This window comes from Streptomyces mutomycini (genome assembly GCF_001700505.1).
GTDB lineage: Bacteria > Actinomycetota > Actinomycetes > Streptomycetales > Streptomycetaceae > Streptomyces > Streptomyces mutomycini.
Genome location: NZ_MAPV01000139.1, coordinates 1 through 25,003 on the forward strand (window position 1 = coordinate 1; position 25,003 = coordinate 25,003).

Here is a 25,003-nt window from a genome sequence, read left to right on the forward strand (position 1 = left end):
GTACCCGCCGCTCCCGCCCTCCGCCACCCCAAGCGCGTGACGGCGTCCTTCCCTGCCGTGGCGTTTCGCATCACATCCAAAGGTCAGGCTGTCGCTCGTGTTCATTCGCACGCCTTTGGATACTTCCGCATGGACGCACATCGCAGGCGTAGTTGCTCGTTGCTCCTGCTCACCTCCATGTAGGACATGCCATCACTGTCCCTTTGAGTTCGACCTGTCCAGTCACGATCAGGGAGTGATGAGGACCTTGAGCGCCTCGGGGCCGATCCATGGCGTGGTAGCCCTCGGCAGTCCGCTCCAGACCGACGGTGCCGTCCAGGACGGCGGGAAGCAGTCTCTCGACGTAGGCGCGGACGGGAGCGGGCCCTCCCGTGAGGGTGATGTTCGGGCCCAAGAGACTGCCGAAGCCGACGGGGGCGTCCTCGTACTGAGGGACTTTTACGCGGTTCACCACACCGCCGGGGCGGACGGTACCGATGGCCATGTCGTACGCGGGCATGTGCCCGACCGCTTCGAGTACGGCACGGGTGCCGTGGCCGCCGGTCAGCTCGCGGACCTTGGCGATACCCTCTTCGCCGCGTTCGGCCACGACGTCGGTGGTGCCAAAGTCGATTCCGAGGTGCGTGCGTTCGGTGTGAGTGCGGCACCGTGGCACGGCCGACGCCTGCTCCGAACCGTACGGTGCCCCGGCATCTGAAGCTGCTGCTGGAGACGGTGCGGCCCAATCCCGCCCACGTCGTTAGCGGCAGTATGGACATCCTCGCCCACAACCCCGGCGGACTCGCCCTGTACGCCGGAATCGCCGACGGGCCGGTCCGGCAGCGCAATCTGGCCCACTACCTCTTTCTGCACCCCGCCGCCCGCGACGTCTTCACCGATTGAGGCAATCAGATCCGCGGGTGCGTCGCCCGGCTCCGCGCACCGGCCGCGAACGATCCCGACGCCCCGACCACGACGCCATGCTCCTGCTCGATATGGCGGCCTTGCAGACCGCTTCACGGCTCTCGGAACAGCAGGACTGACTGTGCAGTGGTAGTGCAGGGGCGGAGACGTCATCCAATGGGGTTGCGGGCGGCGGGATTCTGGTACGGCGGTGCGCTCCCCCGCAGGACGCGGCAGACGTTGTCCCGGGAGGGTCTGCCGCCTCCTGCGGGTGTACGTGGTTCCCGGACGGATCGGTCGCAGCAGCGCATCCTCGCGAGGGTCAACGACGATGCGCGTCCAGGCCGCGGACCCGCCGTCTCGGCGCGGGAACCATACGGACGAGGCCGCGCACGACGGTGTCGATCAGGTCGTCGGACGGTGCGTCGGTTCCGTGCGTCAGCAGTCGGGCGAGTGTGTGCACCAGAGCGGGCGAGGCCATGACGCGGCGGTTGAGGAGCGGTCGGTAACCGTAGCGGGCGAACACCAGGTCGGCGATGGTGTTGCCGAGCCGGTAGTAGCGCCCCCAGCGGCGGTTCACCTCGCTCACGTACTGATGCAGAGCCTGCTCACGCCCGGGGCCGGCGGGGCGGTGCAGAGCGAGGGCAACTGTCTCGGCGGCGATCTCACCCGCCTCCATGGCCTGAACGATGCCTTCACCGCTCCAGGGGCTGACCATGCCGCCGCTGTCACCGACCAGGAGCAGCCCGCGACGGTACTGCGGCCTGCGGTTGAAACCCATGGGAAGGGCGGCGCTGCGCAGCGGCGAGTCGGCATTCTCCTCCCGCAGCTCCCAGTGCGGAGGCATCCGGGCCAGCCACTGGTCCATGGTGGCCCTCAGATCGACCGATCCGTGACCTCGGTGCGGCAGGGCGCCCAGGCCCACATTCACGCGGCCGTCCCCGAGCGGAAAGATCCATCCGTATCCCGGCAGGTCACGGCCGGTGCGGGAACAGAGCAGATCGGCCCAGAGCTCGAGGTAGGGGTCGTGGGTGCGCGTCTCACTGCGGTAGTAGCGCCGGGCGGCGGTGGCCATAGGCTTGCCCGGGTCCCGCTCCAGCCCCATGGCCAGCGCGGTGCGTGCGGAGGCACCGTCGGCGGCGATCACCACGGGGGCGCGGTAGTTCTTCGGCTGCCTGTCGGCTCCCGTCACGGCGCTCACGCCTACGATGCGTCCGGCACGGTCGGTCAGGGGTCCTGTTGCCTTCGTCTCCAGGCACAACCGCGCTCCGGCAGCCACGGCCTGCCGTGCCAGGATGTCGTCGAAGTCGTGCCGGGAGCGGGTGAGTCCGAAGTCCGGGTTGCTGCCCGAGCGGGGCCAGTCGATGTGTACCTGGCGCCCTCCGCACACCCACCGCATGCCCTTGGTGCGCGTCCAGCCCGGAGCATCGATGTCGACGCCCATGCGCACCAGTTGCTGGACGCCTCGCGGGGTGAGGCCGTCCCCGCACACCTTGTCCCGGGGAAAGGTGCCCTTCTCGAGCAGCAGTACGTCCACGCCTGCCCGCGCAAGGAACAGTGCCGCGGCCGAGCCTGCCGGCCCCGCGCCCACCACGATCACCTGCGTCTGGTGGTCGTCCGTACCCATCTCTGCGTCTGGCTGCACTTGCTGCTCCTCGATGAGAGGGGCTGACCGGGAAATCCGACGTATCGCCGGTATTGCGGACCGTCCCGCAGGCCCGCAGAGGGGCCTGCTCATCGAACACCTACCCGGCTCGAGCCGGGAGCACCCCCAAGGGTGGGTGGCGAAGACGTACGCGGGCTGCCGGCGTCGGCTGTCATGCCATACCGCCGACGCAGTATCCGTCAGGATCGAGGCATGGTCGCCAGGAGGCCGTCGTTCCGTCGGAACGCGCCGTGGCTGCTCACGCTGTGTGCGAGACGGGCCGGCGCACCGCCCGGGGTCCCGCCAATGGGCCGCCGCCGGCCCGTCCGCATCTCCCTGCCGACGGTCGGAGCGGCTGGTGCCGGTGCCCAGGCCCTCGGATCATGCTTCCCGGGGGCCTGGGCGACTTCGGCTGCGGGGTCAGGCGGCTGTGATGTTCTCCGCCTGCGGGCCCTTCTGCCCCTGGGTCACGTCGAAGGTGACGGCCTGGCCTTCCTGGAGCTCACGGAAGCCAGTGGCGTTGATGGCGGAGTAATGCGCGAAGACGTCCGGCCCGCCGCCGTCCTGCTGGATGAAGCCGAAACCCTTTTCCGCGTTGAACCACTTGACGGTTCCGCTGGCCATGCTCGTGCCTTCCCGTTGATATCCGGACCCGCACCGCGCGGCCCCGGGGACGTCATGGCCCGCACCGGCACAGCAAAATGCCCGCACCGAAGCGCGGGCTGGTACGGCGAACCACGACATCTGGCAGTGACGCTACATGGCGAAACCGCCACCCACCAGAGAGCAACGACGCTATGTGTACGTCCGGTGGGCTCGGCTCACTCCGACGGCACGGCCTACGCGTGGACCGCGGATGACGCTCCGCGGATTCTCGCGACGGGAACGCTGTGGCGCGGTGCGCGGACCGAAGCGGCGAGTCCCCTTCGCAGGCATCACGCATACGGGTTAAACCTCCCGCAGCGATGACACGAAGTCGGGTGCTGTGCACGAGGGTTCCGTCCTCATCGCAGAGAGCCGTGCAAGCCATGACATTGCTCGCGCAGAGGACACGAACGCCCGACGAGGCCCGGTCCCACACGGTCGTGAATGCATGATTTCGCGCCAATATCGCGGAGAGACTGTGGTGTTACGGCGGGCGCTGCGCGAGGCAACGGGCACCGGCGCCACACGATCGTGTGTCGAAAAGATGCCCGCGTCTGTGGTGAATCGGTATCCACTGGGCGCTACTTTCGTTGATGTCGGTAGCATCAGCCGCCATACACGTTCAAGACACGGCGAAAGACGAGGACTGCATGTCCGAAAACACTCCTACATCCGGCATCAGCGCAGACTATGCGCAGCGGATCACAGATGATCTCGCTGCGAACCGAAGCGAGCAGGAGCGGGCGCGTGCCGAGCTGACCCGACTGCAGGACGAGCTCATTCAGCTGGAGGAGGGTGAGCAGATCCTGGTCAAGATGCAAGTGGTTCTGGGGGGCACCGGAAAGCCGGCCACGGGCAAGGGCAAGGGCCGCAAGGCGGCAGTGTCCGTGCCGGCCGCGCGTCGCGCCAAGGGCAGGACGGAGTCGGGCAAGGGCGGAGACGGTGCGAAGCCCCGGGCTCGCGCCGGCCAGAAGGCGCAGGCTTCGACCGACGCGACCGCAGCCCCCAAGGCTGCCGGCGAACCGACCTGGCGCGCCCTGGTCACCGGATACCTCGCAGATCAGAAGGAACCGAAGTCCGCCGCCGAGGTGACCGCCGCCCTGACCGAAGCCCACCCGCAGCGCGCGACACAGGTAGCCGTGGTGCGCAACACGCTGGAGCATGGGGTCGCACACGGGCTGCTGGAGCGTTCCAAGCAAGGACGGTCCGTCTACTACAGCCCCGTCTCGGTCGCGAGCGCAGCCACGGCACCCGCGGAGTAACTGCAGGGCACGAACAGCGGATCCCTCTGACACAGTCTGACTCAAGACCATGTCGAATCGTCCGGACCGGCAGGACTGCGGGCTCCAGTGGCGTGCGGGGCGGTCGCCGCAGTCTTCGTCGCTAGAAGTACCTCCTGATCGCGGGGCTCGTCCCGGCACCTTCGGCCGCATCACTGTGCGCCTTCGACGCAGGTGCGTTGCAGACGACTGACTGGGGTCACTGCGCGCGCAACGAAGTGGGCTTCCGGGAACGGAGTGTCCTCTCGGCCAGTTCCACAAGGGGGTCGTCCAGGTCGTCGGTCACCCACGCGCACGCGTGATGCACGGGGCCGGTCGCCTCAGCTCCACCGCGACCGGCGGCCCGGCAGGCCGGAGTCACGCTGGGCCCGGGTTCGGATGGTGTTCGTAGGTGCGAATGGCGTCGGCGAGTGAGCGGCCGACGGCCTTGGACCCACCCGCGTCGGGATGCAGCGGGGTCACGATGCGGGTGGGGACGAGGCCCACGGTGTACCGGTCGGCGGGTGCCGTGCACGAATCATGGCCTACGCCGAGGGAGTGGGTGTCCAGGAAGGTCGCGTCGTGTTGCAGGGCCGGCGTCCTCAGTGCGGCACTGAGATGGTCGACCACGACCTGGATATGGTCGGCATCGACGTCCCAGTTGGGCTGGGTGGGAAAAGCTCCCGCCGGCCGGGGCGCTGAGGAACCATCGCCGATGAGCACGGCCCCGGGAGGCGTGCAGTTCGTCAGTGACGCGGTCGCGGGTACGACACGGGCAGAGGCATGCCTCTGGCGGCCATGATGTCCCGCACACGGTCGGGGTAGTCGGTGATGATTCCGTCGACACCCATGTCCATGAGCGCCTCGACGGTGGCGGGATCGTCACAGGTCCAGGGGATGACTTTCAGCCCGCGCCGGTGTGCGTCGTGGATCATCTTCCGGTCGGGGTAGAACCGGAAGCCGGGGTCCGCGATCGTGCCGTTCTGCGGGAAGCCGTAGTTCGGGGACAGTGCGCTCACGCCGGGGATGGAAGCAGCAGCCCTCACGAAGTCCCCGTCGTAGTCATCGGCATCGATCCCGCCGAGCCAGGGAGAGGCTCCGGGCTTCCCCACCTGGAGGAAGTCGTAGTTCGTCAGGGCCACCAGAGGGTAGGTGGGCGCGAGCTTGTGCATCTCCCTCAACGCCCCCCAGTCGAATGACTGGACGGACACCTGTTTCTGCATGCCGGAGCGGCGGATCTCCTCGAAGACGCGCCGCACGAACAGTTCGCGCGGCGCGGTCTGCTCGGGCGCACCGGCCTCGACCTTGGTCTCGATGTTCAGCTTGACCCGCTTGGCACCGTAGCTCTTCACCAGGCCGAACACGTCCCTCAGTTCGACGAGGCGGAAGCCCTTGATCTGCTCCTGCTCCGGGAAGCCGGGCAGTTGCTGATAGCCGCAGTCCATGGACTTGATCTGCGCGAGCGTCAGGTTCTTGATGTATTTTCCGACATACGGGTACATCGGATCGCCCGAGGTCAGCGGACCGGTGTCCTTGCACTTCTGGGCGCTGACCTGACGGTCGTGAGTCACGACCACTCTCAGGTCCTTGGTGATCTGGGTATCGAGTTCCAGAGTGCTGACGCCCAGACGTATCGCCTTGCCGAAGCCCTCGAGGGACTGCTCCGTGGTCAGCCCGAGGCCGCCGCGGTGGGCTTGCAGGTCGAACACCGTCCTGCGCACCGGCTCTGGCCCGTCAGCAGGTGTCAGGGACGCATGCGCGGTCGCCGGAACAGCGAGCGCAGGAAGAAGTGCCAGGCCGGCGACCGCGAGCCTCAGGGACATGTTTGCCTCGTCTGTTTCGTCGAACTGGACCTCGCGAAGCCAATCCCGGGGATTCGGCTGACGCCAAGCCCCGGAGTGAGGACATCATGAACGTCCGCGAAACGACACCCCAGGAGGGATACCGGCAACATGGCGGAGGTCCGGACAGGACGAAGCTCACCGGCTACGCGGTCAGCCGCTGGGTGCGGACCGCGGAGCTCTCCTCAGCGCGCCATCGCCGGTCCGACGACACCGTCGGCGGCAATCGGATGAAGCCCGCCCGGCAGGGAATAGTGGGCACGGATCGCTGTTGATCCCACCATGACCTCTGTGACGCGTGAGACATTCGGACGGATCGGCATCTGGAGCAGTGCCCTGCACGGGTCGCGGACGGACGACGCGGGCAGACACGCGATCGCGGAAGCAGCCGCCGAGCTCGAAGAGCTGAAGTACGGCACGCTCTGGATCGGAGGCAATCCCTCGGTCGGGGACGCCGCAGCCGTCGTGGCCGCCACCCGCACGGTCACCGTCGCCACCGGCATCCTGAGCATCTGGGAGCACACGGCCGAGGAGGTGGCGGCGGAGATCGCCGCCATCGACATGAGCGCACGCGGGCGACTCGTGCTCGGCCTGGGCGTGAGCCACGGCCCGATGGTGGCGCAGTACGCGAAGCCGTACAGCGCCATGGTCGCCTATCTCGACGCACTCGACGCCGCGGCACAGCCGGTGGAACCGGGACACCGGGTCCTCGCCGCGCTCGGGCCGAAGATGCTGAATCTCGCCACCGGCCGTGCGCTGGGCGCGCACCCGTACCTCGTCACCGCAGAGCACACCGCGGAGGCACGTACGGCGCTGGGTCCCGGCGCGATCCTCGCACCGGAACTGTCGGTCGTCCTCGACACCGACACCGACCGGGCCCGTACCACGGCGCGGAACATGCTGGCCATGTACCTGCAGCTACCGAACTACACGGCGAACCTGTTGCGTCTGGGGTTCGCCGAGAGCGACTTCGCCGGCGGTGGCAGCGTCCGTCTCCTGGATGCGCTCTTCGCCCTGGGTGATGCCGAGCGTGTGAAGGTCCGGACTCGGGAATTCCTCGACGCCGGCGCGGACCACGTGGCGCTCCAGATCCTCACCGCCGACGAGGGTGGCAGCGGCCTTCCGCTGGCCGAATGGCGTGAGCTGGCAGGGGCGTTCGCCGACGAGCTGTAGCCGACAGTCCGCGGGGCATGGACGGCGGCGCACCGTGCGGACAGTGCACTGATCCGGCCTCAGGCCTGATGGGACGGGGCGAGGTGGGCGTTGCGGTTATCCCCCGGTCGCCGAGGCGATGCCACTCGCGCACCGTTAGGAACCGGGCGCTCGCGGGCGCAGCCCCGGCAGCGGTCGTTTCCCGGGTGGCACCCCCGCACGGTGGTCGGCTCGGCGCTATCCCAGTTCGATGGTGGTCGCGGCGAAGAGGCCGGCCATGTCGATATCGGGTGCGTCCCTGGTGTACATCCGGGCGCACTCGAAGGTCGGTTCGAGTCCCAGCCGCTCCATCAGCCTGATCGCGGGCACATTCGCATCGGGTACGTCCAGGGCCACGGGCGCTCCCCGCTGGGTTGCCGACAGGCTGTTCAGCAGGATGTGGGCGATGTCGTCCGTCTCGGCATACAGGGGGCCGACACGAGCGCCGGACCGGGCCGGGCGCACGACCCCGAAGCCCTTCAACTCACCATCCTGGAGCGCGACGAGAGCCGTGTGACCTGGCGCTCCCACCCACAGGGAGAGGAAGGCGTCACGCCGGGCTGGAAAGAAGCGTCGGTCGTAGGAAGCGAGCATGCCGAAGGGAACGGTTCCGGCGTCGGCCACCGTGATGTCCCCTGAGGGTGCCTCGCCCTCCGGCACTCCCGCGTACCGCACATGGTTCCAGGCTGTGCGGAACCCGGACTTGCGGTAGTTGTCCTGCTGGTCGACCACGCCGTCGAGGCCCACGTTCCGGCCGTACAGATGCTGCATGGCGGCCTGCCATGCCTGGATTCCGTACCCCTGGCCCCGGAACGGGGGACGTGCGATGTAGAACCCGATGAAACCGAAATCTGTCCCGTAACGCACGGCGGAGACGGTGGCGACGGGTTCTTCGTCCAGTTTTCCCAGGAGGAAGCCGTGCGGGTCGGCCGCATGGAAGGCGAGATGGTCCATCTTCCCCGGGTTCCACTGTTCGTCGGCTGCCCACTCCAGGAATGTCGTCATCTCACGGATGCCGGCGGTCGTGATCTCGTATTCTGCCATGTCCCTTTTTTTCATTCGTTCTGGTGAGTTCCGGTGAATCAGCGACGGGATCCGGCTGCCGTCCTGGCGGCGCGGCATGGTCCTGCCGAACGTCGATGTGCCGGGCCGCCCGGGCGGGCGGACTGCCGCCGCGTGGACCTCGGCAGGACGGGCCCCGGCACGATGGAGCACGCAGTATCCCCCTGCCTGGGGCTGAGTCCTCCTTGCGACTTCTCACCACGCCGGATGCCATGACGCTGTCGCCCGTGCGCTGCGCCGACCTCTGGCCGGGGCCCTTGCAAAGCTGGGCCGCGGACCCGGACGGCGGCTACGTTGTTCCGTCGGTTACTGATGCCCGGAGGGCATCTCCTGCTCGGGGTTCTTCGCATCGGAGGACCCCGGGGTCGCCTGCTCCGATGCGTCTGTGCGGCTTACACAGTTGAACGCGGCTGAACAGGTCACGCCGTTCCCGTTCCGCAACGCCTGCGGAGAAGGTCGACTCCGTCACCTTCCAGGTCGTCCAGGTAGGACGCACGACCGGTCATTGCCATCACCAGAGCGACGGTGGTGCCGGACACGAGCGGCCCGGCACCGGACGTGAAGGGACCGTCACGAGCCACGAGTCGCAGGCCACGGACGCGTCCTTTGGCAAGCACCACCAGGTCCGAGTCCCGGTAGTGGTCGGCTACCTGCGTAACCGTCCCGATCGGGTAGTCCCGGTGGATGCCCAGCGGGCGCCGGATGTCCTCCCCGTGCACGATCGTCTCTCCGAGCATGGCGATGACAGGGAGCGGCGGCTTCGTCGTGCTCGCGACGACATGCCGGAATCGTTCGAGCGTCTCAGCTGGGGATGCACCCAGTTGCTCGGCCAGACGCATGGCTACCTGTTGGTCGAAGTCGAACCGGCAGCGGAGCACACCTGCCAGCCATCGCACGGAGTCGAGGCTCGCCCCGGCGGTGAGATGCGCCAGCACTTCACGCACCGTCAGTTCGCTGCACAGTGAAGACGTGGACCACTGCTCTTCGGACAGGTATGCGAGATCGGTCGCCAGCACCGCTCGCTCGAAGTGGATCAGTTGCCAGATCTCTTCCCCTCGCCTACCGCGTGCTGCTGTTCTCGAACCAGTCATCCTGCATGCCCCTCTGTCGCGAACCGTGCTCTGCTCCGGGCCCGGCCCGGAGCAGGCGACACCCGTGTCCCGGCGCCGAAGGGAAGACCTCCGCCCCGAAGCGGAATCATCGGTGTCGCGTGAATCTCTTCTCTGAGAATCCGAGACGCCGAGCGCGGATCTTGCGAGGCCGTGCGCTCCCCCAGCATCTGCGTCGAAGCAGCCTCACATGCCGCTCGGGTGAGTGGAGAGCCAGTCGGGATGTGCTGCCTTGAGGGCGGTGACGCCGGCGCTGGGGGCGAACACATCCCCACCAACGTCATACGGGTGGTACGGCCGGCGAAGATCGAGCGGTGCCGGCGTGACTCCCGCAATCACCTCATCAGCGACCAGCCTCAGCAGCGGGTCAAGCGCCTACCTGGTCCGGGGGCGGACGCTGACGTATTCGTCGTGGATGACGTTATCCGGGAAATCATCGTCGTGGACATGGCTGCCCCAGTGCCGGGCATCCGGGTCGGCCTGCCGCAGTTGGGGCATGCGCGCGCTGGGTTCGGCGTTCCCGGTTCATTCCCGGGTGACCCCATACAGCTCGTAGGCCCCAGCTCGTTCAACACGGTGTGATGACGATCAAGCATGATTGCGTACTCGCCGTCGCTTTCGGGGTACCGCTTGGCCCCGGGGAGGCTGTGGAAGCGCACCCACCGATCGGGGTGGACATGCCGCATCTGAAGACCCTCCGGGAGGGCGGGCGATCGCTGTTCCCAGAGGGCCGACAGTGCATCCAGACCCAAGCCCTGCCGGGGAGACGTCTCGCTCATCGCTCCATGATCGGGCATCCGTACGATTCCGACAGTTGAATTGATTCCGGGTGGCAGCGCCTCCCAGCACCCAAAGGAGACCGGCATCGCACATCGACTTCAGCAGGTCGACCGGCGCCGGCCGCCCACGCAGCCGTCGCCCTGCTCCTGACCGCGCACCCACCCCGCTGCCCCGGACGTGTTCCGGGGCGACTGGCGGACGACGGTGGGGAGGAACTGCACCTCATGGGTCGCGCGGCCCGGAACTTCCAGCATCGCGCGCTCGACGGCACCGCCCACGCCGGCCGGTCCGGTGCGCCCGGCTTGGCGGACGGGGACGGTCAGCGCCGGCCGACCCGCCGCCCGTTACCGATGCCCGCCACGTGCAAGGCGAGCAGGATCAGGCCGATCAGCATGACGTTCGTCGATGCGAAGATGTCGTTCGTCGCAATATCGGCGGCGTTGATCAGGAAGGCGATGAAGAACAGTACTGCCGCGGCTATCCCAAGCATGACGTAGCTCCTTTTGTAGTTGGAACACGTGTGCCCCCGCCTGCGTGGATCAGACCTGGGGCCGGCACACCGACCCGTCCGAACCCACCGCCGTTCGGCCCGGCCTCGGCTGCGTAGTGTCTGACGTCCAGGGTCAACGGCTCTCGCGCTGCAACTTGCGGCGTTCACCGCGCTCGGGGTGACGGACCGTCACACCGCCCATCCCGCAGTCGCCGGACAAGCGAATCAGAGGCGAGCCCGGCAGCCTCTCGGCGGTCGTCCTGTTCCGCAGGCCGGCCAGGCCGGGGTCCACCTCCCCCGTTTCCACCACCCAGCCGTCGGGGACGACGATCTCGACGCCTCCGGCCCCACCGTTCACCTCGACCTCGACCACCCGCAGTCTGCACTCGACCCGCGTGAAGTCGATCTTGACGCCGCCCAGCCCTCCGTAGGCTCTGATCTGCGCCGGTACGCGCCAGATCCCGTCCCGCACCGCGCCTGCCATTCCCCCTTTGACCAGCAGCGGCTGAGCCGGAGGCATCACGGGCAGCAGATCGGCGGTGAGCGGCGCCAGTTCGGCGTGTGTCCTTGCGGCCAGGGCCACTTCCAGTCGGGTGCCCAGCTCGTCGAGGTCGATGCGGCCGTCGGCCGCGGCCTCCTGCAGCTCCGCCACCACCGCTTCGCGGTCCGCGTCGGAAGCGCGCAGGGGGACGGGTTGCGAGGGCTCAGCGGTCATGCAGCCGATGATAACGAGGGCGATGACCAAATGGGCCCGGAAGACGGACCTCACGGTGCCCGGGCCGGCATGGCCTCGGTGGGACCGCAGGCGCTTCCGGAACACAACTCCGCATCGTAGGAGTTGCGCCGACCGCGCGGCGTCGCCCGGGCAGATGAACGCCGCCCCGCCCGGCACGGGACTTCCGGACGGGTGAGGGCGGACAGATCACGGGCTGTCCGCCTCCCAGGCCCAGCGCTTCGGGTCGGTCATCACGGGCCCGTACACAGCACGTCCTCCCGCACCGAATTTGCCGAGCTCCGTGCCGAGCGCCGCGCCTACGGCCAGGCGCTCCTCGGGCCAGCCGGTCACGTCCAGGAGGAGGCCGTCCAGCGGACCCCCCACCAGCTCCACGTAGACGTGCCCGGGCCGGGGCCCCGGATCGGGGTCGTCGTGGTCGGCGCCGTAGACGCGGCGTCTCATCAGTTCGTCCATGTCCCCAGCATCACAGCCACCACCGACAATCCCCCTCCGCGAGCCGACGCTTGGAGGCCCCGGACGCGCAGCGCCGGGATGGTCCCGGACGCCACACCCCTCGTGTGGCAGCGTGGAGGCACGCCCTGTGAACCACCCGGTGTGGTTCTCCGCCCCAGGAAGGGCACAGCACGAGAAAGAGGAGAGAACATGTCGAAGCCGCCGCTTCCCGACGCCGCGGTCGCTATGCTCCGCAAGCCCAACCCGGCAGTGATCGCCACACTTCGATCGGACGGGCAGCCGGTGTCCACGGCCACCTGGTACCTCTGGGACGACGGCCGGGTGCTGGTCAACATGGACGAGGGCCGCAAGCGCCTCGACCACGTCCGCCGGGACCCACGTGTCACCCTGACCGTGCTCGACGACTCCGACTGGTACACCCATGTGACGCTGATCGGGCGCGTGGTCGAGATGAGCGACGACGAGGGCCTGGCCGGCATCGACCGGCTGTCACAGCAGTACCTCGGCCAGCCGTACGCGGACCGCGACCGCGGCCGGGTCAACGCGTGGATCGAGATCGACCGCTGGCACGGTTGGGGTGGCTTCCGGGACAGCGACCAGGCAGCGACTTAGGGTCTTTCGTTCGGATCAGGCTGGATCAGGGAGCGGGGCCTGGCGCCGTGCATCGCGAGGCGGAGAAGGGAGCCCACGCGGAGCGGTTGGGGTCTCCCCTGCCGAGCGAAGCCGAGAGCTTGGGGAGGACTGACGACAACGCTGCGAGGTGCGGTGCCAGGGCACGCGAGCCCAGCATGATCCAAACGAGAGGCCCTGGACTGCGCGCCCGGATCAGCCGGACGTCACCCGCGGCGTCCCGGTGGCCGACGCGTGGAGGGTGCGGACCGGACCCTCCACGCGGGCCGAGTGCCGCGGCCGGTGAGGCGTACGAACACGAGGCCACAGCGGTCTCTCCGGGCACAGTTCAGGGCCCTCCGGCAAGGTAAATGGTGGAAGTGCAGGCCCTGCTGGCGTTGCGGCGGGTGATGGGGCTCCTTCGTGCGCGACGGTTGGAGCCCTTCGGAATTCGTCGTGGCGCCCCTGCCGTCCCGGCTTCGCCGAGGACGATCCGATCAGCCAGGCGCACTGGCTCTGCTGAGGAGGTCCCATGAACTGGACACTTGAGGTCATCCCGGTCCCCGTCACCGACATGGACCGCGCGAAGGCGTTCTACACCGAGAAGGCGGGCTTCAAGCTGGACCTGGACGACGAGGTCGCCCCCGGTATGCGCATCATCCAGGTCACACCGCCGGGCTCACGGTGTTCGATCGCCATGCTCCAGGGGATGCCGCCGTTTCCCGGGGAGAAGGTGATGGCGCCAGGCTCACTGCATGGTCTCCAGGTCTGTGTGACGGACATCGAGGCGGCACGCGAGGAATTGGTGGGCCGGGGTGTGGAGGTCTCCCCGATCCGTCATGTGGGCGCGACGGGCTGGGAGGAGGGCAAGGGCGCCACCTGGAATTCGTTCATGTCCTTCGCCGATCCGGACGGCAATGGATGGGTGGTGCAGGAGGCGCCCTCGGAACTCTCGGCCCGCTGACACCTCGCCGTGGCGGCGTCGGACCTCCACCCGCCCCGCGTACTGGGGCGGGTGACGCCGCCGCTCGCCCTCAAACGTCAGGCGTGGGGGTCGAAGGGGATGCCGGCAGGTAGGGCCTTCTCCAGGTGGCCCGCGAAGTTGCCGTCCTTGAGGCCGAACACCGCGCTGCCGAAGTCCGCCTGGACCAGCTTGTCCCGGAGTCCGGCCGGGTAGCCGTTCCAGCCGACGAGAGCGGGGAACCGCCACTGGTGGTAGTGGTTCTCCGGCGGCTCGTCGTTGGAGTTGGCAGGCCGGAAGCAGTGCGTGCCGGGCCCGTCCTTGTGGTAAACGATCTTCGGATGCGTTCCGTCCCACCGGATCCGGTCACCGGCGTAGACGTCGAAGTCACCGTGGGCGGAGGTCGAGACGAAGCGGGCCTCGTTGTTCTGGACCCACACCACGACGTGCTCCCAGTCGTGCCGGTGCCCACCCAGCCCGCTGCCGGCGACCGCTTGGTCCTTCTCGAAGTAGAGCCCGTACATGACCGCGCACCACCCGTTGTTGCATTTGGAGCGGGCGTAGCCGTTGGTGTTGTCCAGATCCACTGCGTCACGGCAACTGCCGTTGACCGCACCGGTGGTGTTGAGGCCGGCGGCGATGGATCCGTCGGGACCGATCGCCGGTGTGGGGTAGCAGCCGTCCGTGTCGTAGTCGTACGCCGGCTGGAAAGTCTGCTCCAGCGCGTCCGCGTTCGCGGGAAGCGCGGCCGGTGGGGCGGCGAGCGCGGTGCTTGCGGTGGCGATGACCAGAGCGATGGCACTGGTCACGACGAGTGCGGCCCTGCGGATCGGTGCGCTGCTGTTCACTGCGTCCTCCCGGTCGGCGCGTGGCTGTGGGGGGGTGGCACGCGCGCTACGCCTGACATGCCCATAGCAACAGCCTTGAACCCTACGGGCACACCTCGTTCGGAACCGTGATGGCGGCATCGGTCAGGCCGGAGCACCCTCCGGCGGGGACACAACTGCATTCAGGACCGGCCGACGTGACGTCAGGTGCCGGGCGCGCGGGAGCGGCACGCTCACCGGCCGCCCACTCAGCGCGGGCGTCCGGCCGCGGCGGTGGAGGCCGCGGCGCCGGCCTGGACAGCCTTGCCCGGGCGCAGGGTCCACGGCACGGGACCCGTGTTCGTCAGCCACCCGTCGGCGATCAGTCGGCGGATGACGAGGATCCGCAGTTCCCGCGACATCTTCCCCCAGCCCATCCCCTTGCAGAACTGCCTCACGGACGGGCCGTGGCCGTGCCCTGCCCGGAACGCCGCGGCGAATTCGGCGGCAGCAGGCCCCTGGTCGGGATACCTGGCCTCCCAGGCGCCGTAGGCCTTGAGCACCTTCTCCTCGAACTGTGCAGGAACCGCCGTACGCATGAAGGCCTCCGACACCCTGGCCGTGGACAGGGAACACTCGGGGCAGCCTTCAACGGCTTCGACGTGCCGCCGCAGGGCCACGCTTGCCCGCCCCTTCCACTCGTCCCAGGTCAGGCGTTCCGCCTCCGGCTCGTCGCGCGCGCCGGCCAGGGCGTCGGGCAGTGGGCGCATTCCCGCCAGATGCCGCACGGCTTCGGCCAGCAGATACCGGTCGCCGTCCAGTTCCCGCAGGAATCCCTTGGCGAGCAGTTCGGGCAGGGCGGCCCGGCAGTCGTCGGGAAGGCCGGCGGGCAGCGTGCCCGGCTCGTCGGCCGGTCCGTGGGCGGCCAGAAAGAGCGCGGCCAGTCGCGCGGCGGACGAGGTCTTCTTCACCGGCTTGGCGGACAGGGTCCGGGTCGTCCAGCCCGACACCTTGGACCGCATCACCTTGCCGAAGGGGAGCCGGGAGCCGGGCTGTAGGCCCAGGTCCGGCACGGTGACGCCCACAGGGGTGACGAGGTCCTCGCCGAGCAGGGCCTCCTGTCCCTGCCAGCCCAGAGCGGCGAAGGCGGCGACGGCTCCCTCGACATCGGCCAGGCGGAGCGAACGCACGTCCTGGCCGGTGAGGTTGCCGATCCCGCTCCGGGCCGCCCGGATGGAGACGACGACTGCCAGGAGGCGTGCGTCGGCTCCCCTCAGCGGCAGCGAGCCCACGTAGGCCAGGAGCGCGCGGGCAGCTTCGCCCTGGCAGGGCGTCAGCAGGAAGGGTTTCGGCTGCACTGTCGTTGCGGCCGCGGCGGAAGGCGAGTTGGACGAGGAAGAAGGCACGACATCTACAACGCGCGAAAGGAGCCGAAGTTACCGCTCGTACTGGCGTACGATCACGGGTGGCCGACAGCAGCCGATCCAGGCTTCATGACGCTCCCGCGTGAACCATCCGGGCAGGGCATCCGCTTCAGCCCGGTGCACCGCCACGCCCGGAGCCGCGTCGCGCGTGCCCTCCGCATCGGCTGGGCACCGTCGCCGCACGACTGCCCTCCCACGCCCTCGCCCGGGTCACGCGCCTGTTCCGCTCGATGCGCTCGAGGGCGTTTCCGCCGGGCCCGGCCGACCGTCGCCGAGGCCCATGTACGCCCAAGACGCTCGTCGGTGGCGCACCGCCATGCGGTCCGCCACCGGCGAGTCCGGTCTCCCCGTGGTCAGTTGTCGTCGACCTGCTCGTCCGTGATCGTGCCCTTGGCCGCATCCACGTCGAAGGTCGTCTTGTTCCAGTCCTTGGAGACGACGTCGACCTGCCAGACCAGGACCTGGCTGTCGTTCTCGTCGAGAGCGATCGAAGTGACCCAGCCGTCCTGCTTGTCCGTGGCGACCTTGGCGGCCTGCTCGGGGGTCTGCGTCGCCTTGGAGACCTGGTCCGCCAGCTCCTGCTTGTCGGCGTCGCTCTGGTCGGCGTCCGGTGCGGAATCGATGACATCGCCGGAGACGGCGTCGATGGTCACGTTGTGCGCGGTGCCATCCTCCTCCACGACCTCCGCGACCCACTTCGGGCTGCCCGCGCTGCCGCTCGGGCTGGGGCTGCCCGTGTCGCTCGGGCTCCCGCTGGCCTCGGGGCTCGCGCTGGCACTGCCGGTCGGGCTGGGGCTGCCGCTCGCGTCGTCGTCGAGGCCCTCGAGGTCCAGATCGGTCAGCTTGCCACCGGAAACCTCGCCGACGGCAGTCGTGGCGGCCTTGTCGAAGGTGACCTTGACGGTCGACAGCAGTTCCTTGCGCTCGGCCTGCTCCTTGGTCAGCTGCGCCGTCCCGGAAGGGCTGCCCGAAACACTCTCGGAGGGGCTGGTCGTCTGGTTCGGAAGCACCTTCGCAGCCTCAGAGGTCTCCGCGGCTGTCTCGTCACCGCTGCCCTGACCGCAGCCGGTCACGAGTGTGGCGGCGAGCGCGGCGGCACACAGGGCACCGCCTGTGACGCGGAGCCGGCGGGTACGCGGGGAAGCGGTCTTGTTTCGACGGGGCTCAAATCTCATACCTGCATGCCTAGCCGCCTCCGCGATCAGTCATGTTGTCCGACCGGCGGGTGTCACCCGTTCGACGGCGGTGTCCGCCCATTCGGCGTGTCGCGCGCTCCGGCGCCCTGCTACCGCTGACACGGACGAATGGCGCGGGTTCTGCACAACCGGCGCCATCCGCTGGAATCCCGCGACTTCGTCAAGCGGTCAGCTGCACCTCGGCCGGCCCGGACACCTGGGCCGGCGCTCCGGCCGACCGGAGGGTGTGCAACTGCGCTGCCGCCGCGGCCAGGGCGTCGGGCACGGTCCTCGTACCCGTCGTGACGCAGAGCGTGTAGGAGATGTCTTCGAGTTGACGGCTGCTCTCGGACGTGCCCAGCCGTGCATGTGTGCTTCGCAGTGTCTCGTAGCGCTTGACGAGATTCCGCAGCGTTGCGGGATTGGCCATCAGCACGGCAGTTCCTCTCAACAGGGCGGCCGGGAGCCCGCGGGCCCCGCGCCGACGAAGTCCGATCGCGCCGGCGACAGCGCCTGGCGTCACGGGCGGCCGTGCGAAGCCGACAGCACGCGCCGGTCCCTTGCAGATGATGGTCGCCCCGCCTCACCCATTTCGCATCCGCAATCACGGAAGGTCACCAGGTCCCGCCCGCGAAGCGCAGCGAGGCCCGGTGGGAAACAATGGACGTGACGGCGAGCAGCTCTGCCGTCCGGTCGGGAGGTCGGCAATGGATTACCCGGAAACTTACGAGCTCATATTCCAGGCGGGCGGCGCCGAGGACGACGTGGTCGTCGTACACCTCACGGCGCGCTCCGGCGCCGGTGGTTATCCGGTCTACGAGGACGAGACCGGCATCGTGCGCGCCGAGATCAGCGATCGGGGCGAAGTCCGTATGCAGGCGAGCGGAGGCCATCAGGTCCTGGGCGCGCCTCTGCTGGTGCGACCGCTCACACCGCGGACGCCCGCCCACGGCACCGACTGAGGCGTTCCGGCCCCTCGCGCGGCCAGTCCGAAGTCCGTTCATGCCCACTGTGCGCCCGAATGTGTTTACTTTCTCGTGGCACGACCGTATTCTGCCGGTGAAACCACAGACCCGGGCATGAAACGGATACGTAACCACATGTACGCACCGGAGCGGCAGCAGGAGATCCTCCGCATCGCCGGCGAGAGCGGGCGCGTCGACGTGCTGTCCCTGGCCGAGCAGTTCCAGGTGACGGCGGAGACGGTGCGGCGTGATCTGAAGGCTCTCGACCGTGCGGGGCTCCTGCGCAGAGTGCACGGCGGTGCGATTCCGGCCGGCCGGCTCGGTTTCGAGCCGGATCTCGCCGAACGCGACACCGTGGCGGCCGACGAGAAGGACCGCATCGCCGCCGCAGCCCTGAGTGAACTCCCGGCCGAGGGAAACGTCATCATCGATGCCGGGACGACTACCGTCAGGCTGTCGGCAGCCGTTCCGGTCGACTCGAACCTCACCGTGGTCACCCATGCCCTGCCGGTGGCCGCACGTCTCTGCGATCACCCGGGGATCACGTTGCATCTGGTCGGCGGGAGGGTCCGCCACCGTACCCGCGCGGCCGTCGACGCGTGGGCGCTCAGCGCCTACGCCGAGATCAAAGCCGATGTCGTCTTCCTCGCCGCGAACGGCTTCTCTCCCACGGGCGGCCTGACCACCCCGGATCTGGCCGAGGCAGCCGTGAAGCGGGCCGTGATCGCGGCTTCACGCAGGGTGGTGCTCCTCGCCGACTCGGGCAAGTTCGGTCAGGAGCACTTCGCGCGCTTCGGCGATCTCTCCCACGTCGACCTGCTGATCACCGATACGGGGCTGAGCCCCGAGGACGCCCGGGCCATCGAGGGCCGGGGCACGGAAGTGGTACGCGCATGATCCTGACCGTCACCCCCAATCCGAGCCTGGACCGCACCTACGAACTTCCGGGGCTCAGCCGGGGCGCCGTTCTGCGAGCCGCCGCGGACCGTGTCGACCCCGGCGGCAAGGGTGTCAACGTCTCCCGTGCGGTCGCCGCCGCCGGGCACCGCACCGTGGCCGTCGCGCCTCTGGGCGGACCCGAGGGCGCGTTGCTGGCGCGGCTGCTCGGAGAGCACAACATCGAGGCCGCCGGGGTGCCGATCGCGGGCAGCACCCGTGTCAACATCACCCTCGTCGAACCCGATGGCACACTCACCAAGGTCAATGCTGCGGGGCCCGAGATCACCGCTGCGGAGGCCGGACGTCTGCTGGACACCGTCAGGGCCCGGTCCGCGGGAGCGGACTGGATCGCCTGCTGCGGAAGCCTGCCGCGCGGACTGCCGCCGCAGTGGTACGCCGAACTCGTCGCGGGCAGCCACCGTGCCGGCGTCCGGATCGCTCTCGACACCTCCGGCGCCGCGCTCGTCGCCGCGTTGCGTGAGCGCCCGGACGTGATCAAACCGAACACGCATGAGCTCGCCGAGGCCGTGGGCCGTCCGCTCGCGACGGTCGGTGACGCGCTCGAGGCGGCACAGGAACTGTGCGAACTCGGGGCACGCTCGGTGCTCGCCAGCCTGGGTGCCGTCGGACAGCTTCTGGTGGAAGAGTCCGGAGCCTGTTTCGCGGGTGCGCGCGTGGATGCCGTCCGGAGCGACGTCGGTGCGGGTGACGCCTCGCTCGCGGGGTTTCTGTCCGCGGGGGGCACGGGCCGGGCGGCGTTGTCAGCCGCTGTGGCGCACGGCGCCGCTGCCGTGCGCCTGCCAGGAAGTGTCATGCCGACGCCGGCCGACCTCGATCCGGCATCTGTGGTCATCACCGACGCCGTCCCCGTGGACCTGCCCCTCACGGAGCATGCCTCATGACCGCCGTAACCCTGTTCAACCGTTTGACGCCCTGTCCCCCCCGCGCCGTCCCCAGGGCGGTCCACGAGCAAGGAGCACCGCGATGAGTGAGCTGATCACCGCGGAACTGGTCGATCTCGATCTGTCCGCCGAGACGAAGAGCGCGGCCGCCCGTTCACTGGCCGGACGGATGGTCGCGGCCGGCCGCGTCACCGATCTCGACGGCTTTCTCGCCGATGTGGCGGCCCGTGAGGCCCAGATGCCGACCGGGCTGGACGGTGGCATCGGGATTCCGCACTGCCGGAGCGAGCATGTCGCCGCGCCGACGCTGGCCTTCGGCCGCAGCACGAGGGGCATCGACTTCGGCGCTGCCGACGGCCCCGCGGACCTAGTCTTCCTGATAGCCGCTCCCGCGGGCGCGGACGACGACCACCTCACCATTCTTTCGAGTCTGGCACGGCGGCTCATGGACCCCGGGTTCACCGGTGCGCTGCGGGCTGCGGACGATCCGGCGGTCGCTGCGGCACTGATCCGCGGCGAAGAGATACCCCAAGCGCTTCCGGAGCCGGAGGAGGCCGCGGCGGACGCGGAGACGGCCGAGCCGTTCCGTATCGTCGCCGTCACCTCCTGTCCGACCGGCATCGCGCACACCTACATGGCCGCGGAGTCGCTGGAAGCTGCCGCGCGCGCACAGGGTGTCGAACTACGCGTCGAGACGCAGGGCTCGGCCGGCTTCGAACGGCTGGACCCGGCGGTGATCGCGGCGGCGGACGCGGTCATCTGGGCGCATGACGTCGACGTACGCGAGAAGGCACGGTTCGGCGGCAAGCCGGTGGTCGACGCAGGTGTGAAGGCAGGCATCAACCGGCCCGCCGAGCTCATCGCCGAGGCCCGGCGCAAGGCCGAGCGGGGCGAGACCAGCAGAATTGCCGACGCGCGCGACGAACCGGGTGGCGGTGCGGGCGGTTCAGCGGTGGCGTCCGGACACTTCGGCGTCCGGCTGCGGACGTATCTGATGTCCGGCGTCAGCTACATGGTGCCCTTCGTCGCGGCCGGGGGACTGCTCATCGCCCTCTCGTTCGCCATCGGGGGTTACGAGATCGCGAGCGCGAAGTCGGTGGCCGACCACTTCGTCTGGGGCGAGGCGGACAGCTGGGCTGCGCTGCTCAACCAGATCGGGACGGCCGCCTTCGGCTTCCTGGTCCCGGTGCTGGCGGGGTACATCGCCTACGGGATGGCGGACCGTCCGGCGCTCGTCCCCGGATTCGTCGGCGGCGCCATCGCGCTCACCGTCGACGCGGGCTTCCTCGGTGGTCTGGTCGCGGGGCTGCTGGCCGGTGCGGCGGTGATGGCGATCCAGCGGGTGAAGGTGCATACCACGCTGCGCGGCATCATGCCGGTTCTGGTGATCCCCCTGCTCGCGTCGATCGCGGTCGGCTTCCTGATGTTCATCGTGGTCGGCAAGCCGATCGCCTCCCTCCAGAACGCCCTCACCGACTGGCTGAACGGACTCTCGGGCTCCAACGCGGTCATCCTCGGCATCGTGCTCGGCCTGATGATGTGCTTCGACATGGGTGGCCCGCTGAACAAGGTGGCGTACGCGTTCGCCGTCGGTGGTCTGGCCGATCCGACGCCCGGCAGTCTCAAGGTCATGGCCGCAGTGATGGCTGCCGGCATGGTGCCCCCGCTGGCGATGGCCCTCGCCACGACCGTACGCCGCAGCCTTTTCACCCGGACCGAACGGGAGAACGGCAGGGCTGCGTGGGTGCTGGGCGCCTCGTTCATCACGGAGGGCGCGATCCCGTTCGCCGCCGCGGACCCTCTGCGGGTGATCCCGTCCGTGATGGCCGGCGGGGCGGTCACCGGCGCGCTGTCCATGGCGTTCGGCTGCACGCTCCGTGCCCCGCACGGCGGCGTGTTCGTCGTCCCGCTGATCGGTCAGCCGTTCCTCTACCTGCTGGCGATCGCCGCCGGCACCGCGGTGTCCACCGCCCTGGTCGTTCTTCTGAAGGGAACGCGCCGGAGCCCGGATGTCACCGCTCCCGCCGCCGAGGGGGCCGGCGTCGCCGTGGCCGCCTGACCCCTGTCCTCCTTCGCACCGCAGACATTCTCGCCACCCAGGAGTGAACCCTTGTACCAGCGCACCGTCACCGTCGGCTCCCGCAGCGGCCTGCACGCCCGTCCCGCATCGCTCTTCGTCCAGGCCGCGATGCGCCAGCCGGTCCCCGTCACCATCGCCCGGGAGGGCGGCAGTCCGGTCGACGCCCGCAGCATGCTCTCGGTACTCGCACTGGCAGCTCAGCACGGCGACCTGCTGGTGCTGTCGGCCGTGGGCGAAGGTGCGCCGGATGCGGTCGACGCACTGGTCGGCGTACTGTCCGAGGACCCCGACGGGAAGGACTGAGCGTGACGGAGACATGGGATCCGGCGGGTGAGGGCGTACTGCGGCTGCCGTCGGGCCGTCTGGTCCGTGGCCGCGGTCTGAGGCGCCCGCTTCCCGACGGGCCCGAGCCCACCTTCTCGGTCCACCTGCTGGGCGGCCCGCCCCCGACGGTCGCCTGGGAGTCGCGGTGGCTTCGCTGGCCGGACTTCCGTCTCCCCGCCGACAGCCGGGAGGCACGCGCGGTGCTGACGGAAGCATGGAGCCGCACCGCGCACGAACGCGTCGAGGTCGCGTGCGCAGGTGGCCGCGGGCGGACCGGTACGGCTCTGGCCTGCCTGGCAGTGCTGGACGGGGTCGCGTCGGACGCAGCCGTCACCTATGTACGCCGGAACTACCACCCCAAAGCTGTGGAGACACCCTGGCAGCGGCGTTATGTGAAGCGTTTCGCGGCAGACTGAACAGCTGCCGTGCCGCCGTCGGGGATCAGTTCACCGCGTGCGGAGCCGGAACCGTGGCTCCACCGCCGGCGCGTACCGCCTCGACGACGCTCTGATGGAGGGATCTGCTCGCTTCCTCTGAGGGGCACGGCACCGGACTGCCGGCCAGTGTGAACCAGTCCGAGGCCCCGCTGTACTGCACAGCGACCTCGGCCTGCTCCTCGGTCCACGTCGTGTGTACGGTCAGATCACCGCTCACGACACCTACCTCTACGGTGCGCACTCCGCCGGTTCCCGCGAAGACACCGAGGGTGGTCCACGATGCCCAGTTCATGACGCGTCGCCTTTCGGGACGATGACAAGCCTGTCTAGCGGACTTGTGTCGATTATGGCACCGGGGACCATCACTCGCACGGGTGTGTCCGTGAGTATCCGTTCGGTGACGCCGAGGCGTCGGTCAGCCGTGCATCGACGCGCCCTTGAGGATCTTGTCGACGGGGTTGCGCGGCCCGTACACGGCCAGACCCACGAGGTCCATCCCGTCCCTCCGCACCGCCCGGACAGCCGCCCGGTTCGCCTCGTCGTGGCCGGTCGCGAACAGGTCGGAGGTGAAGACGGCCAGGGCGACGCCCCGGCCGACCGCCCTGGTGTGCGCGGTGGTCAGCAGCTCCTTGGACCCGGCGAACACGAGGACGGGCTGCCGGAACATCGGCAGGTACGGGGTGTCGTCGGCGTCGGCGTACGGTTCGCCGATCACCTCGGGTACCTGTGTGCCGAGGCCGCTCACCAGGAAGGCGGTGACGTTGAGTCGCTGCCAGGTCTCCAGGTCGTCCCGGAGCAGCACGGCGATCTTGGTGTCGAAGCGTACGGGTGCGTTGTGGTCGGTCATACGAGGAGTCTGCCGAGCCCGGCGGCCTGCCGTCTTGTACGAAGTTTGCGTGCCGAGGCGGCCGTGACGGTCTTGTACGCTTCTCCGCATGGGTGCACGACCGGACATCACCGCGTGGCGCCCGGACGTCGAGGGCATCGACGAGGTCTTCCACGCCCGCTTCGCCGACCACGCCTATCCCATGCACACGCACGACGCGTGGACGCTGCTGATCGTCGACGAGGGAACGGTCCGCTACGACCTGGACCGCCATGAGCACGGGGCGCCCAGCTCGGTGGTGACGCTGCTGCCTCCACACGTCCCGCACAACGGCGGCGCGGCAACTCCTGGGGGGTTCCGCAAGCGGGTCCTGTATCTCAGCACCACTCAGATCGACGCGGATCTGGTCGGGCGCGCTGTGGACAGGCCCGTGCTGCGCGATCCCCGGCTGCGGCACCGTGTCGACCAGCTCCACCGGACGCTCGAGCGCCCCGGGGACGAACTGGAGGCGCAGAGCCGTCTCGCCCTCGTCTCCGAACATCTCGCGCGCCACCTGCGCGACGAGACGGCCGCCCCGCGGGTGCCCGACCGCCGGGTGGCGTTCGCCCTGCGGGATCTCCTCGACGAGCGTTTCATCGAAGGGCTGACGCTCCGCGAGGCGGCGGAGCGGCTGCACAGCCATCACACGCACCTGGTTCGGGCCTTCAGCCGGGAGTTCGGCATGGCACCGCACCAGTACCTGACGGGCCGTCGGGTCGATCTCGCCAGGCGTCTGCTGCTCGGTGGGATGCGCGCGCCGGAGGTGGCGGCTTCAGCCGGGTTCTACGACCAGTCCCACTTCTCCCGGCACTTCAGGCGCGTGGTCGGTACGAGCCCGGGCCATTACGCGCGCGCCGGGTCCGAGGCTGTACGGCGCTCCAGCGCGCCGCGCACGAACGCCGCCTGACCGGCGTGCTGCAGGTCGTCGGCGATGACGCTGACCAGCCGCACCCCGAGGGTCACCGGTGGCGACCAGGCGTCGTCCACGACACCGTCCAGGGCCCGGCCGTCGAGTCCCCGGACGAATTCGAGGGTCTGTTCGTTCACGGCGTCGAAGTAGCCGAGAAGGAGGTCACCCGAGGCCACCTTGACGGAACCCACTTGCGCGCTGCTGTGGCCGTAGCCGGTCGAACCCGCATCGAGGGGAAGCTCGAAGCGGGAGGCCCAGTCCTTCGCGAACCAGATCTGCTCGGTCGCGGCGGCGTCGGCGACGTGGTCGTCCTGGACGCGTGTGAGGTGCCATACGAGCCAGGCGATGGAATTCGCGTCGTCGTCGAGTCTGGCGTTGAGGTCTTCGGGCGGGAGCCCCTCGACTGCGGCGTGCACCGCTTCGTGGATGCGTTCGAACGCATCGGCGAGAATGCCTGCACTGTTCATTCGACCACCATGGCCGGTCCGCGGACGGGGCCCTGACTTCGACACG

The 25,003-nt window shown here is 69.2% G+C and carries 30 protein-coding genes and 1 pseudogene; 12 read left to right on the plus strand and 19 right to left on the minus strand.

Features of this window, described 5'->3' with window-relative positions:
• Positions 1 to 169: 169 nt before the first annotated feature.
• Complete coding sequence (locus BFF76_RS31510; RefSeq protein ID WP_338058039.1) at positions 170 to 589, minus strand: MDR/zinc-dependent alcohol dehydrogenase-like family protein; 420 nt, start codon at positions 587 to 589, stop codon at positions 170 to 172.
• Positions 590 to 657: 68 nt separating this feature from the next.
• Here BFF76_RS31510 and BFF76_RS20245 point away from each other — a divergent pair.
• Positions 658 to 957, plus strand: a pseudogene (locus BFF76_RS20245) (MmyB family transcriptional regulator); the annotation flags it as partial.
• Positions 958 to 1,204: 247 nt separating this feature from the next.
• On the opposite strand, the gene BFF76_RS20250 reads toward BFF76_RS20245, so the two are convergent.
• Together BFF76_RS20250 and BFF76_RS20255 are read right to left on the minus strand one after the other, a co-directional pair.
• Entirely contained in the window at positions 1,205 to 2,509 is a 1,305-nt protein-coding gene (locus BFF76_RS20250; RefSeq protein ID WP_381823328.1) for a geranylgeranyl reductase family protein, read from the minus strand.
• Between the two features lie 438 nt (positions 2,510 to 2,947).
• The gene (locus BFF76_RS20255) at positions 2,948 to 3,151 is read right to left on the minus strand and encodes a cold-shock protein (protein ID WP_031096051.1); all 204 of its coding nucleotides are present in this window, start codon (positions 3,149 to 3,151) and stop codon (positions 2,948 to 2,950) included.
• Between the two features lie 671 nt (positions 3,152 to 3,822).
• On the opposite strand from BFF76_RS20255, the gene BFF76_RS20260 reads away from it, so the two are divergent.
• Complete coding sequence (locus BFF76_RS20260) at positions 3,823 to 4,434, plus strand: hypothetical protein (RefSeq protein WP_031096049.1); 612 nt, start codon at positions 3,823 to 3,825, stop codon at positions 4,432 to 4,434.
• 375 nt (positions 4,435 to 4,809) lie between these two features.
• Here BFF76_RS20260 and BFF76_RS20265 read toward each other — a convergent pair whose 3' ends face one another.
• Together BFF76_RS20265 and BFF76_RS20270 are read right to left on the minus strand one after the other, a co-directional pair.
• The gene (locus tag BFF76_RS20265; RefSeq protein ID WP_141695635.1) at positions 4,810 to 5,061 is read right to left on the minus strand and encodes an SGNH/GDSL hydrolase family protein; all 252 of its coding nucleotides are present in this window, start codon (positions 5,059 to 5,061) and stop codon (positions 4,810 to 4,812) included.
• Positions 5,062 to 5,177: 116 nt separating this feature from the next.
• The gene (locus tag BFF76_RS20270; protein ID WP_031096046.1) at positions 5,178 to 6,254 is read right to left on the minus strand and encodes a glycerophosphodiester phosphodiesterase family protein; all 1,077 of its coding nucleotides are present in this window, start codon (positions 6,252 to 6,254) and stop codon (positions 5,178 to 5,180) included.
• A gap of 300 nt (positions 6,255 to 6,554) precedes the next feature.
• On the opposite strand from BFF76_RS20270, the gene BFF76_RS20275 reads away from it, so the two are divergent.
• Entirely contained in the window at positions 6,555 to 7,445 is an 891-nt protein-coding gene (locus tag BFF76_RS20275; protein ID WP_065848768.1) for a TIGR03620 family F420-dependent LLM class oxidoreductase, read from the plus strand.
• Positions 7,446 to 7,661: 216 nt separating this feature from the next.
• On the opposite strand, the gene BFF76_RS20280 is transcribed toward BFF76_RS20275, so the two are convergent.
• The 7 genes from BFF76_RS20280 to BFF76_RS20305 all read right to left on the minus strand — a co-directional run bounded on the left by BFF76_RS20280 (position 7,662) and on the right by BFF76_RS20305 (position 12,093).
• A complete protein-coding gene (locus BFF76_RS20280) occupies positions 7,662 to 8,507 on the minus strand; it encodes a GNAT family N-acetyltransferase (RefSeq protein ID WP_065848769.1) in 846 nt (281 codons plus the stop codon).
• 437 nt (positions 8,508 to 8,944) lie between these two features.
• The gene (locus tag BFF76_RS20285; protein ID WP_053930113.1) at positions 8,945 to 9,616 is read right to left on the minus strand and encodes a maleylpyruvate isomerase family mycothiol-dependent enzyme; all 672 of its coding nucleotides are present in this window, start codon (positions 9,614 to 9,616) and stop codon (positions 8,945 to 8,947) included.
• Between the two features lie 204 nt (positions 9,617 to 9,820).
• A complete protein-coding gene (locus BFF76_RS34715; RefSeq protein ID WP_420877220.1) occupies positions 9,821 to 9,997 on the minus strand; it encodes a DUF3885 domain-containing protein in 177 nt (58 codons plus the stop codon).
• A complete protein-coding gene (locus BFF76_RS34720) occupies positions 9,991 to 10,500 on the minus strand; it encodes a DUF3885 domain-containing protein (RefSeq protein ID WP_420877217.1) in 510 nt (169 codons plus the stop codon). The genes BFF76_RS34715 and BFF76_RS34720 overlap by 7 nt, the downstream gene beginning before the upstream one ends.
• 233 nt (positions 10,501 to 10,733) lie before the next feature.
• On the minus strand, positions 10,734 to 10,904 hold the full coding sequence (locus tag BFF76_RS33045; RefSeq protein WP_167359515.1) for a hypothetical protein: 171 nt from the start codon (positions 10,902 to 10,904) through the stop codon (positions 10,734 to 10,736).
• 133 nt (positions 10,905 to 11,037) lie between these two features.
• Positions 11,038 to 11,619, minus strand: coding sequence for a DUF1707 SHOCT-like domain-containing protein (locus BFF76_RS20300; RefSeq protein ID WP_065848782.1), 582 nt, complete (start codon positions 11,617 to 11,619; stop codon positions 11,038 to 11,040).
• Positions 11,620 to 11,826: 207 nt separating this feature from the next.
• Entirely contained in the window at positions 11,827 to 12,093 is a 267-nt protein-coding gene (locus BFF76_RS20305; RefSeq protein ID WP_065848772.1) for a hypothetical protein, read from the minus strand.
• A 189-nt stretch (positions 12,094 to 12,282) separates the two neighbouring features.
• Between BFF76_RS20305 and BFF76_RS20310 the strand changes: the two genes are divergently transcribed.
• Entirely contained in the window at positions 12,283 to 12,705 is a 423-nt protein-coding gene (locus BFF76_RS20310; RefSeq protein ID WP_031096034.1) for a PPOX class F420-dependent oxidoreductase, read from the plus strand.
• A gap of 529 nt (positions 12,706 to 13,234) precedes the next feature.
• Positions 13,235 to 13,666: a VOC family protein gene (locus BFF76_RS20315; RefSeq protein WP_031096032.1), complete on the plus strand. Its 432-nt coding sequence runs from the start codon at positions 13,235 to 13,237 to the stop codon at positions 13,664 to 13,666.
• Between the two features lie 77 nt (positions 13,667 to 13,743).
• On the opposite strand, the gene BFF76_RS20320 is transcribed toward BFF76_RS20315, so the two are convergent.
• From BFF76_RS20320 to BFF76_RS20335, 4 genes are all read right to left on the minus strand, one after another.
• Complete coding sequence (locus BFF76_RS20320) at positions 13,744 to 14,511, minus strand: NPP1 family protein (protein WP_031096031.1); 768 nt, start codon at positions 14,509 to 14,511, stop codon at positions 13,744 to 13,746.
• A 227-nt stretch (positions 14,512 to 14,738) separates the two neighbouring features.
• On the minus strand, positions 14,739 to 15,827 hold the full coding sequence (locus BFF76_RS20325; protein ID WP_051834663.1) for a hypothetical protein: 1,089 nt from the start codon (positions 15,825 to 15,827) through the stop codon (positions 14,739 to 14,741).
• Positions 15,828 to 16,246: 419 nt separating this feature from the next.
• On the minus strand, positions 16,247 to 17,068 hold the full coding sequence (locus BFF76_RS20330) for a PepSY domain-containing protein (protein WP_053930111.1): 822 nt from the start codon (positions 17,066 to 17,068) through the stop codon (positions 16,247 to 16,249).
• Positions 17,069 to 17,249: 181 nt separating this feature from the next.
• Positions 17,250 to 17,504 carry a DUF5133 domain-containing protein gene (locus BFF76_RS20335; protein ID WP_031096025.1) on the minus strand — a complete coding sequence of 85 codons (255 nt, stop codon included), beginning with the start codon at positions 17,502 to 17,504 and terminating at the stop codon, positions 17,250 to 17,252.
• A 271-nt stretch (positions 17,505 to 17,775) separates the two neighbouring features.
• Between BFF76_RS20335 and BFF76_RS20340 the strand changes: the two genes are divergently transcribed.
• The 6 genes from BFF76_RS20340 to BFF76_RS20365 all read left to right on the plus strand — a co-directional run bounded on the left by BFF76_RS20340 (position 17,776) and on the right by BFF76_RS20365 (position 22,694).
• Positions 17,776 to 18,030, plus strand: a complete 255-nt coding sequence (locus BFF76_RS20340; RefSeq protein ID WP_031096023.1) for a DUF6296 family protein — start codon at positions 17,776 to 17,778, stop codon at positions 18,028 to 18,030.
• A 138-nt stretch (positions 18,031 to 18,168) separates the two neighbouring features.
• Positions 18,169 to 18,930, plus strand: a complete 762-nt coding sequence (locus BFF76_RS20345; protein WP_031096021.1) for a DeoR/GlpR family DNA-binding transcription regulator — start codon at positions 18,169 to 18,171, stop codon at positions 18,928 to 18,930.
• Positions 18,927 to 19,874 (plus strand): 1-phosphofructokinase, encoded by a 948-nt coding sequence (gene pfkB / locus BFF76_RS20350; RefSeq protein ID WP_053930110.1) that lies wholly within the window; start codon positions 18,927 to 18,929, stop codon positions 19,872 to 19,874. The genes BFF76_RS20345 and pfkB overlap by 4 nt, the downstream gene beginning before the upstream one ends.
• Positions 19,875 to 19,956: 82 nt before the next feature.
• A complete protein-coding gene (locus BFF76_RS20355; protein WP_065848773.1) occupies positions 19,957 to 21,933 on the plus strand; it encodes a PTS fructose transporter subunit IIABC in 1,977 nt (658 codons plus the stop codon).
• Between the two features lie 51 nt (positions 21,934 to 21,984).
• On the plus strand, positions 21,985 to 22,257 hold the full coding sequence (locus BFF76_RS20360) for an HPr family phosphocarrier protein (protein WP_031096016.1): 273 nt from the start codon (positions 21,985 to 21,987) through the stop codon (positions 22,255 to 22,257).
• 2 nt (positions 22,258 to 22,259) lie between these two features.
• Positions 22,260 to 22,694 carry a protein-tyrosine phosphatase family protein gene (locus tag BFF76_RS20365; protein WP_031096015.1) on the plus strand — a complete coding sequence of 145 codons (435 nt, stop codon included), beginning with the start codon at positions 22,260 to 22,262 and terminating at the stop codon, positions 22,692 to 22,694.
• Between the two features lie 25 nt (positions 22,695 to 22,719).
• On the opposite strand, the gene BFF76_RS20370 is transcribed toward BFF76_RS20365, so the two are convergent.
• Both BFF76_RS20370 and BFF76_RS20375 read right to left on the minus strand, forming a co-directional pair.
• Positions 22,720 to 23,007, minus strand: a complete 288-nt coding sequence (locus tag BFF76_RS20370) for a hypothetical protein (RefSeq protein WP_031096013.1) — start codon at positions 23,005 to 23,007, stop codon at positions 22,720 to 22,722.
• A gap of 123 nt (positions 23,008 to 23,130) precedes the next feature.
• The gene (locus tag BFF76_RS20375) at positions 23,131 to 23,562 is read right to left on the minus strand and encodes a DUF2000 domain-containing protein (RefSeq protein WP_031096012.1); all 432 of its coding nucleotides are present in this window, start codon (positions 23,560 to 23,562) and stop codon (positions 23,131 to 23,133) included.
• 88 nt (positions 23,563 to 23,650) lie between these two features.
• On the opposite strand from BFF76_RS20375, the gene BFF76_RS20380 reads away from it, so the two are divergent.
• On the plus strand, positions 23,651 to 24,487 hold the full coding sequence (locus tag BFF76_RS20380) for a helix-turn-helix transcriptional regulator (RefSeq protein ID WP_053930109.1): 837 nt from the start codon (positions 23,651 to 23,653) through the stop codon (positions 24,485 to 24,487).
• Here the strand turns inward: BFF76_RS20380 and BFF76_RS20385 are convergent.
• Positions 24,424 to 24,957, minus strand: coding sequence for a mycothiol transferase (locus BFF76_RS20385; RefSeq protein WP_031096002.1), 534 nt, complete (start codon positions 24,955 to 24,957; stop codon positions 24,424 to 24,426). The genes BFF76_RS20380 and BFF76_RS20385 overlap by 64 nt on opposite strands.
• Between the last annotated feature and the right edge of the window lie 46 nt (positions 24,958 to 25,003).

What these genes read in the sequence shown, in the direction of transcription:
- BFF76_RS20250 (WP_381823328.1), bottom strand. Translation starts at nt 2,509, where the DNA reads ATGGGTACGGACGACCACCAGACGCAGGTGATCGTGGTGGGCGCGGGG.
- BFF76_RS20255 (WP_031096051.1), bottom strand. Translation starts at nt 3,151, where the DNA reads ATGGCCAGCGGAACCGTCAAGTGGTTCAACGCGGAAAAGGGTTTCGGC.
- BFF76_RS20260 (WP_031096049.1), top strand. Translation starts at nt 3,823, where the DNA reads ATGTCCGAAAACACTCCTACATCCGGCATCAGCGCAGACTATGCGCAG.
- BFF76_RS20270 (WP_031096046.1), bottom strand. Translation starts at nt 6,254, where the DNA reads ATGTCCCTGAGGCTCGCGGTCGCCGGCCTGGCACTTCTTCCTGCGCTC.
- BFF76_RS20275 (WP_065848768.1), top strand. Translation starts at nt 6,555, where the DNA reads ATGACCTCTGTGACGCGTGAGACATTCGGACGGATCGGCATCTGGAGC.
- BFF76_RS20280 (WP_065848769.1), bottom strand. Translation starts at nt 8,507, where the DNA reads ATGGCAGAATACGAGATCACGACCGCCGGCATCCGTGAGATGACGACA.
- BFF76_RS20285 (WP_053930113.1), bottom strand. Translation starts at nt 9,616, where the DNA reads ATGACTGGTTCGAGAACAGCAGCACGCGGTAGGCGAGGGGAAGAGATC.
- BFF76_RS34720 (WP_420877217.1), bottom strand. Translation starts at nt 10,500, where the DNA reads ATGCCGGTCTCCTTTGGGTGCTGGGAGGCGCTGCCACCCGGAATCAAT.
- BFF76_RS33045 (WP_167359515.1), bottom strand. Translation starts at nt 10,904, where the DNA reads ATGCTTGGGATAGCCGCGGCAGTACTGTTCTTCATCGCCTTCCTGATC.
- BFF76_RS20300 (WP_065848782.1), bottom strand. Translation starts at nt 11,619, where the DNA reads ATGACCGCTGAGCCCTCGCAACCCGTCCCCCTGCGCGCTTCCGACGCG.
- BFF76_RS20305 (WP_065848772.1), bottom strand. Translation starts at nt 12,093, where the DNA reads ATGGACGAACTGATGAGACGCCGCGTCTACGGCGCCGACCACGACGAC.
- BFF76_RS20310 (WP_031096034.1), top strand. Translation starts at nt 12,283, where the DNA reads ATGTCGAAGCCGCCGCTTCCCGACGCCGCGGTCGCTATGCTCCGCAAG.
- BFF76_RS20315 (WP_031096032.1), top strand. Translation starts at nt 13,235, where the DNA reads ATGAACTGGACACTTGAGGTCATCCCGGTCCCCGTCACCGACATGGAC.
- BFF76_RS20330 (WP_053930111.1), bottom strand. Translation starts at nt 17,068, where the DNA reads ATGAGATTTGAGCCCCGTCGAAACAAGACCGCTTCCCCGCGTACCCGC.
- BFF76_RS20340 (WP_031096023.1), top strand. Translation starts at nt 17,776, where the DNA reads ATGGATTACCCGGAAACTTACGAGCTCATATTCCAGGCGGGCGGCGCC.
- BFF76_RS20345 (WP_031096021.1), top strand. Translation starts at nt 18,169, where the DNA reads ATGTACGCACCGGAGCGGCAGCAGGAGATCCTCCGCATCGCCGGCGAG.
- pfkB (WP_053930110.1), top strand. Translation starts at nt 18,927, where the DNA reads ATGATCCTGACCGTCACCCCCAATCCGAGCCTGGACCGCACCTACGAA.
- BFF76_RS20355 (WP_065848773.1), top strand. Translation starts at nt 19,957, where the DNA reads ATGAGTGAGCTGATCACCGCGGAACTGGTCGATCTCGATCTGTCCGCC.
- BFF76_RS20370 (WP_031096013.1), bottom strand. Translation starts at nt 23,007, where the DNA reads ATGAACTGGGCATCGTGGACCACCCTCGGTGTCTTCGCGGGAACCGGC.
- BFF76_RS20375 (WP_031096012.1), bottom strand. Translation starts at nt 23,562, where the DNA reads ATGACCGACCACAACGCACCCGTACGCTTCGACACCAAGATCGCCGTG.
- BFF76_RS20380 (WP_053930109.1), top strand. Translation starts at nt 23,651, where the DNA reads ATGGGTGCACGACCGGACATCACCGCGTGGCGCCCGGACGTCGAGGGC.
- BFF76_RS20385 (WP_031096002.1), bottom strand. Translation starts at nt 24,957, where the DNA reads ATGAACAGTGCAGGCATTCTCGCCGATGCGTTCGAACGCATCCACGAA.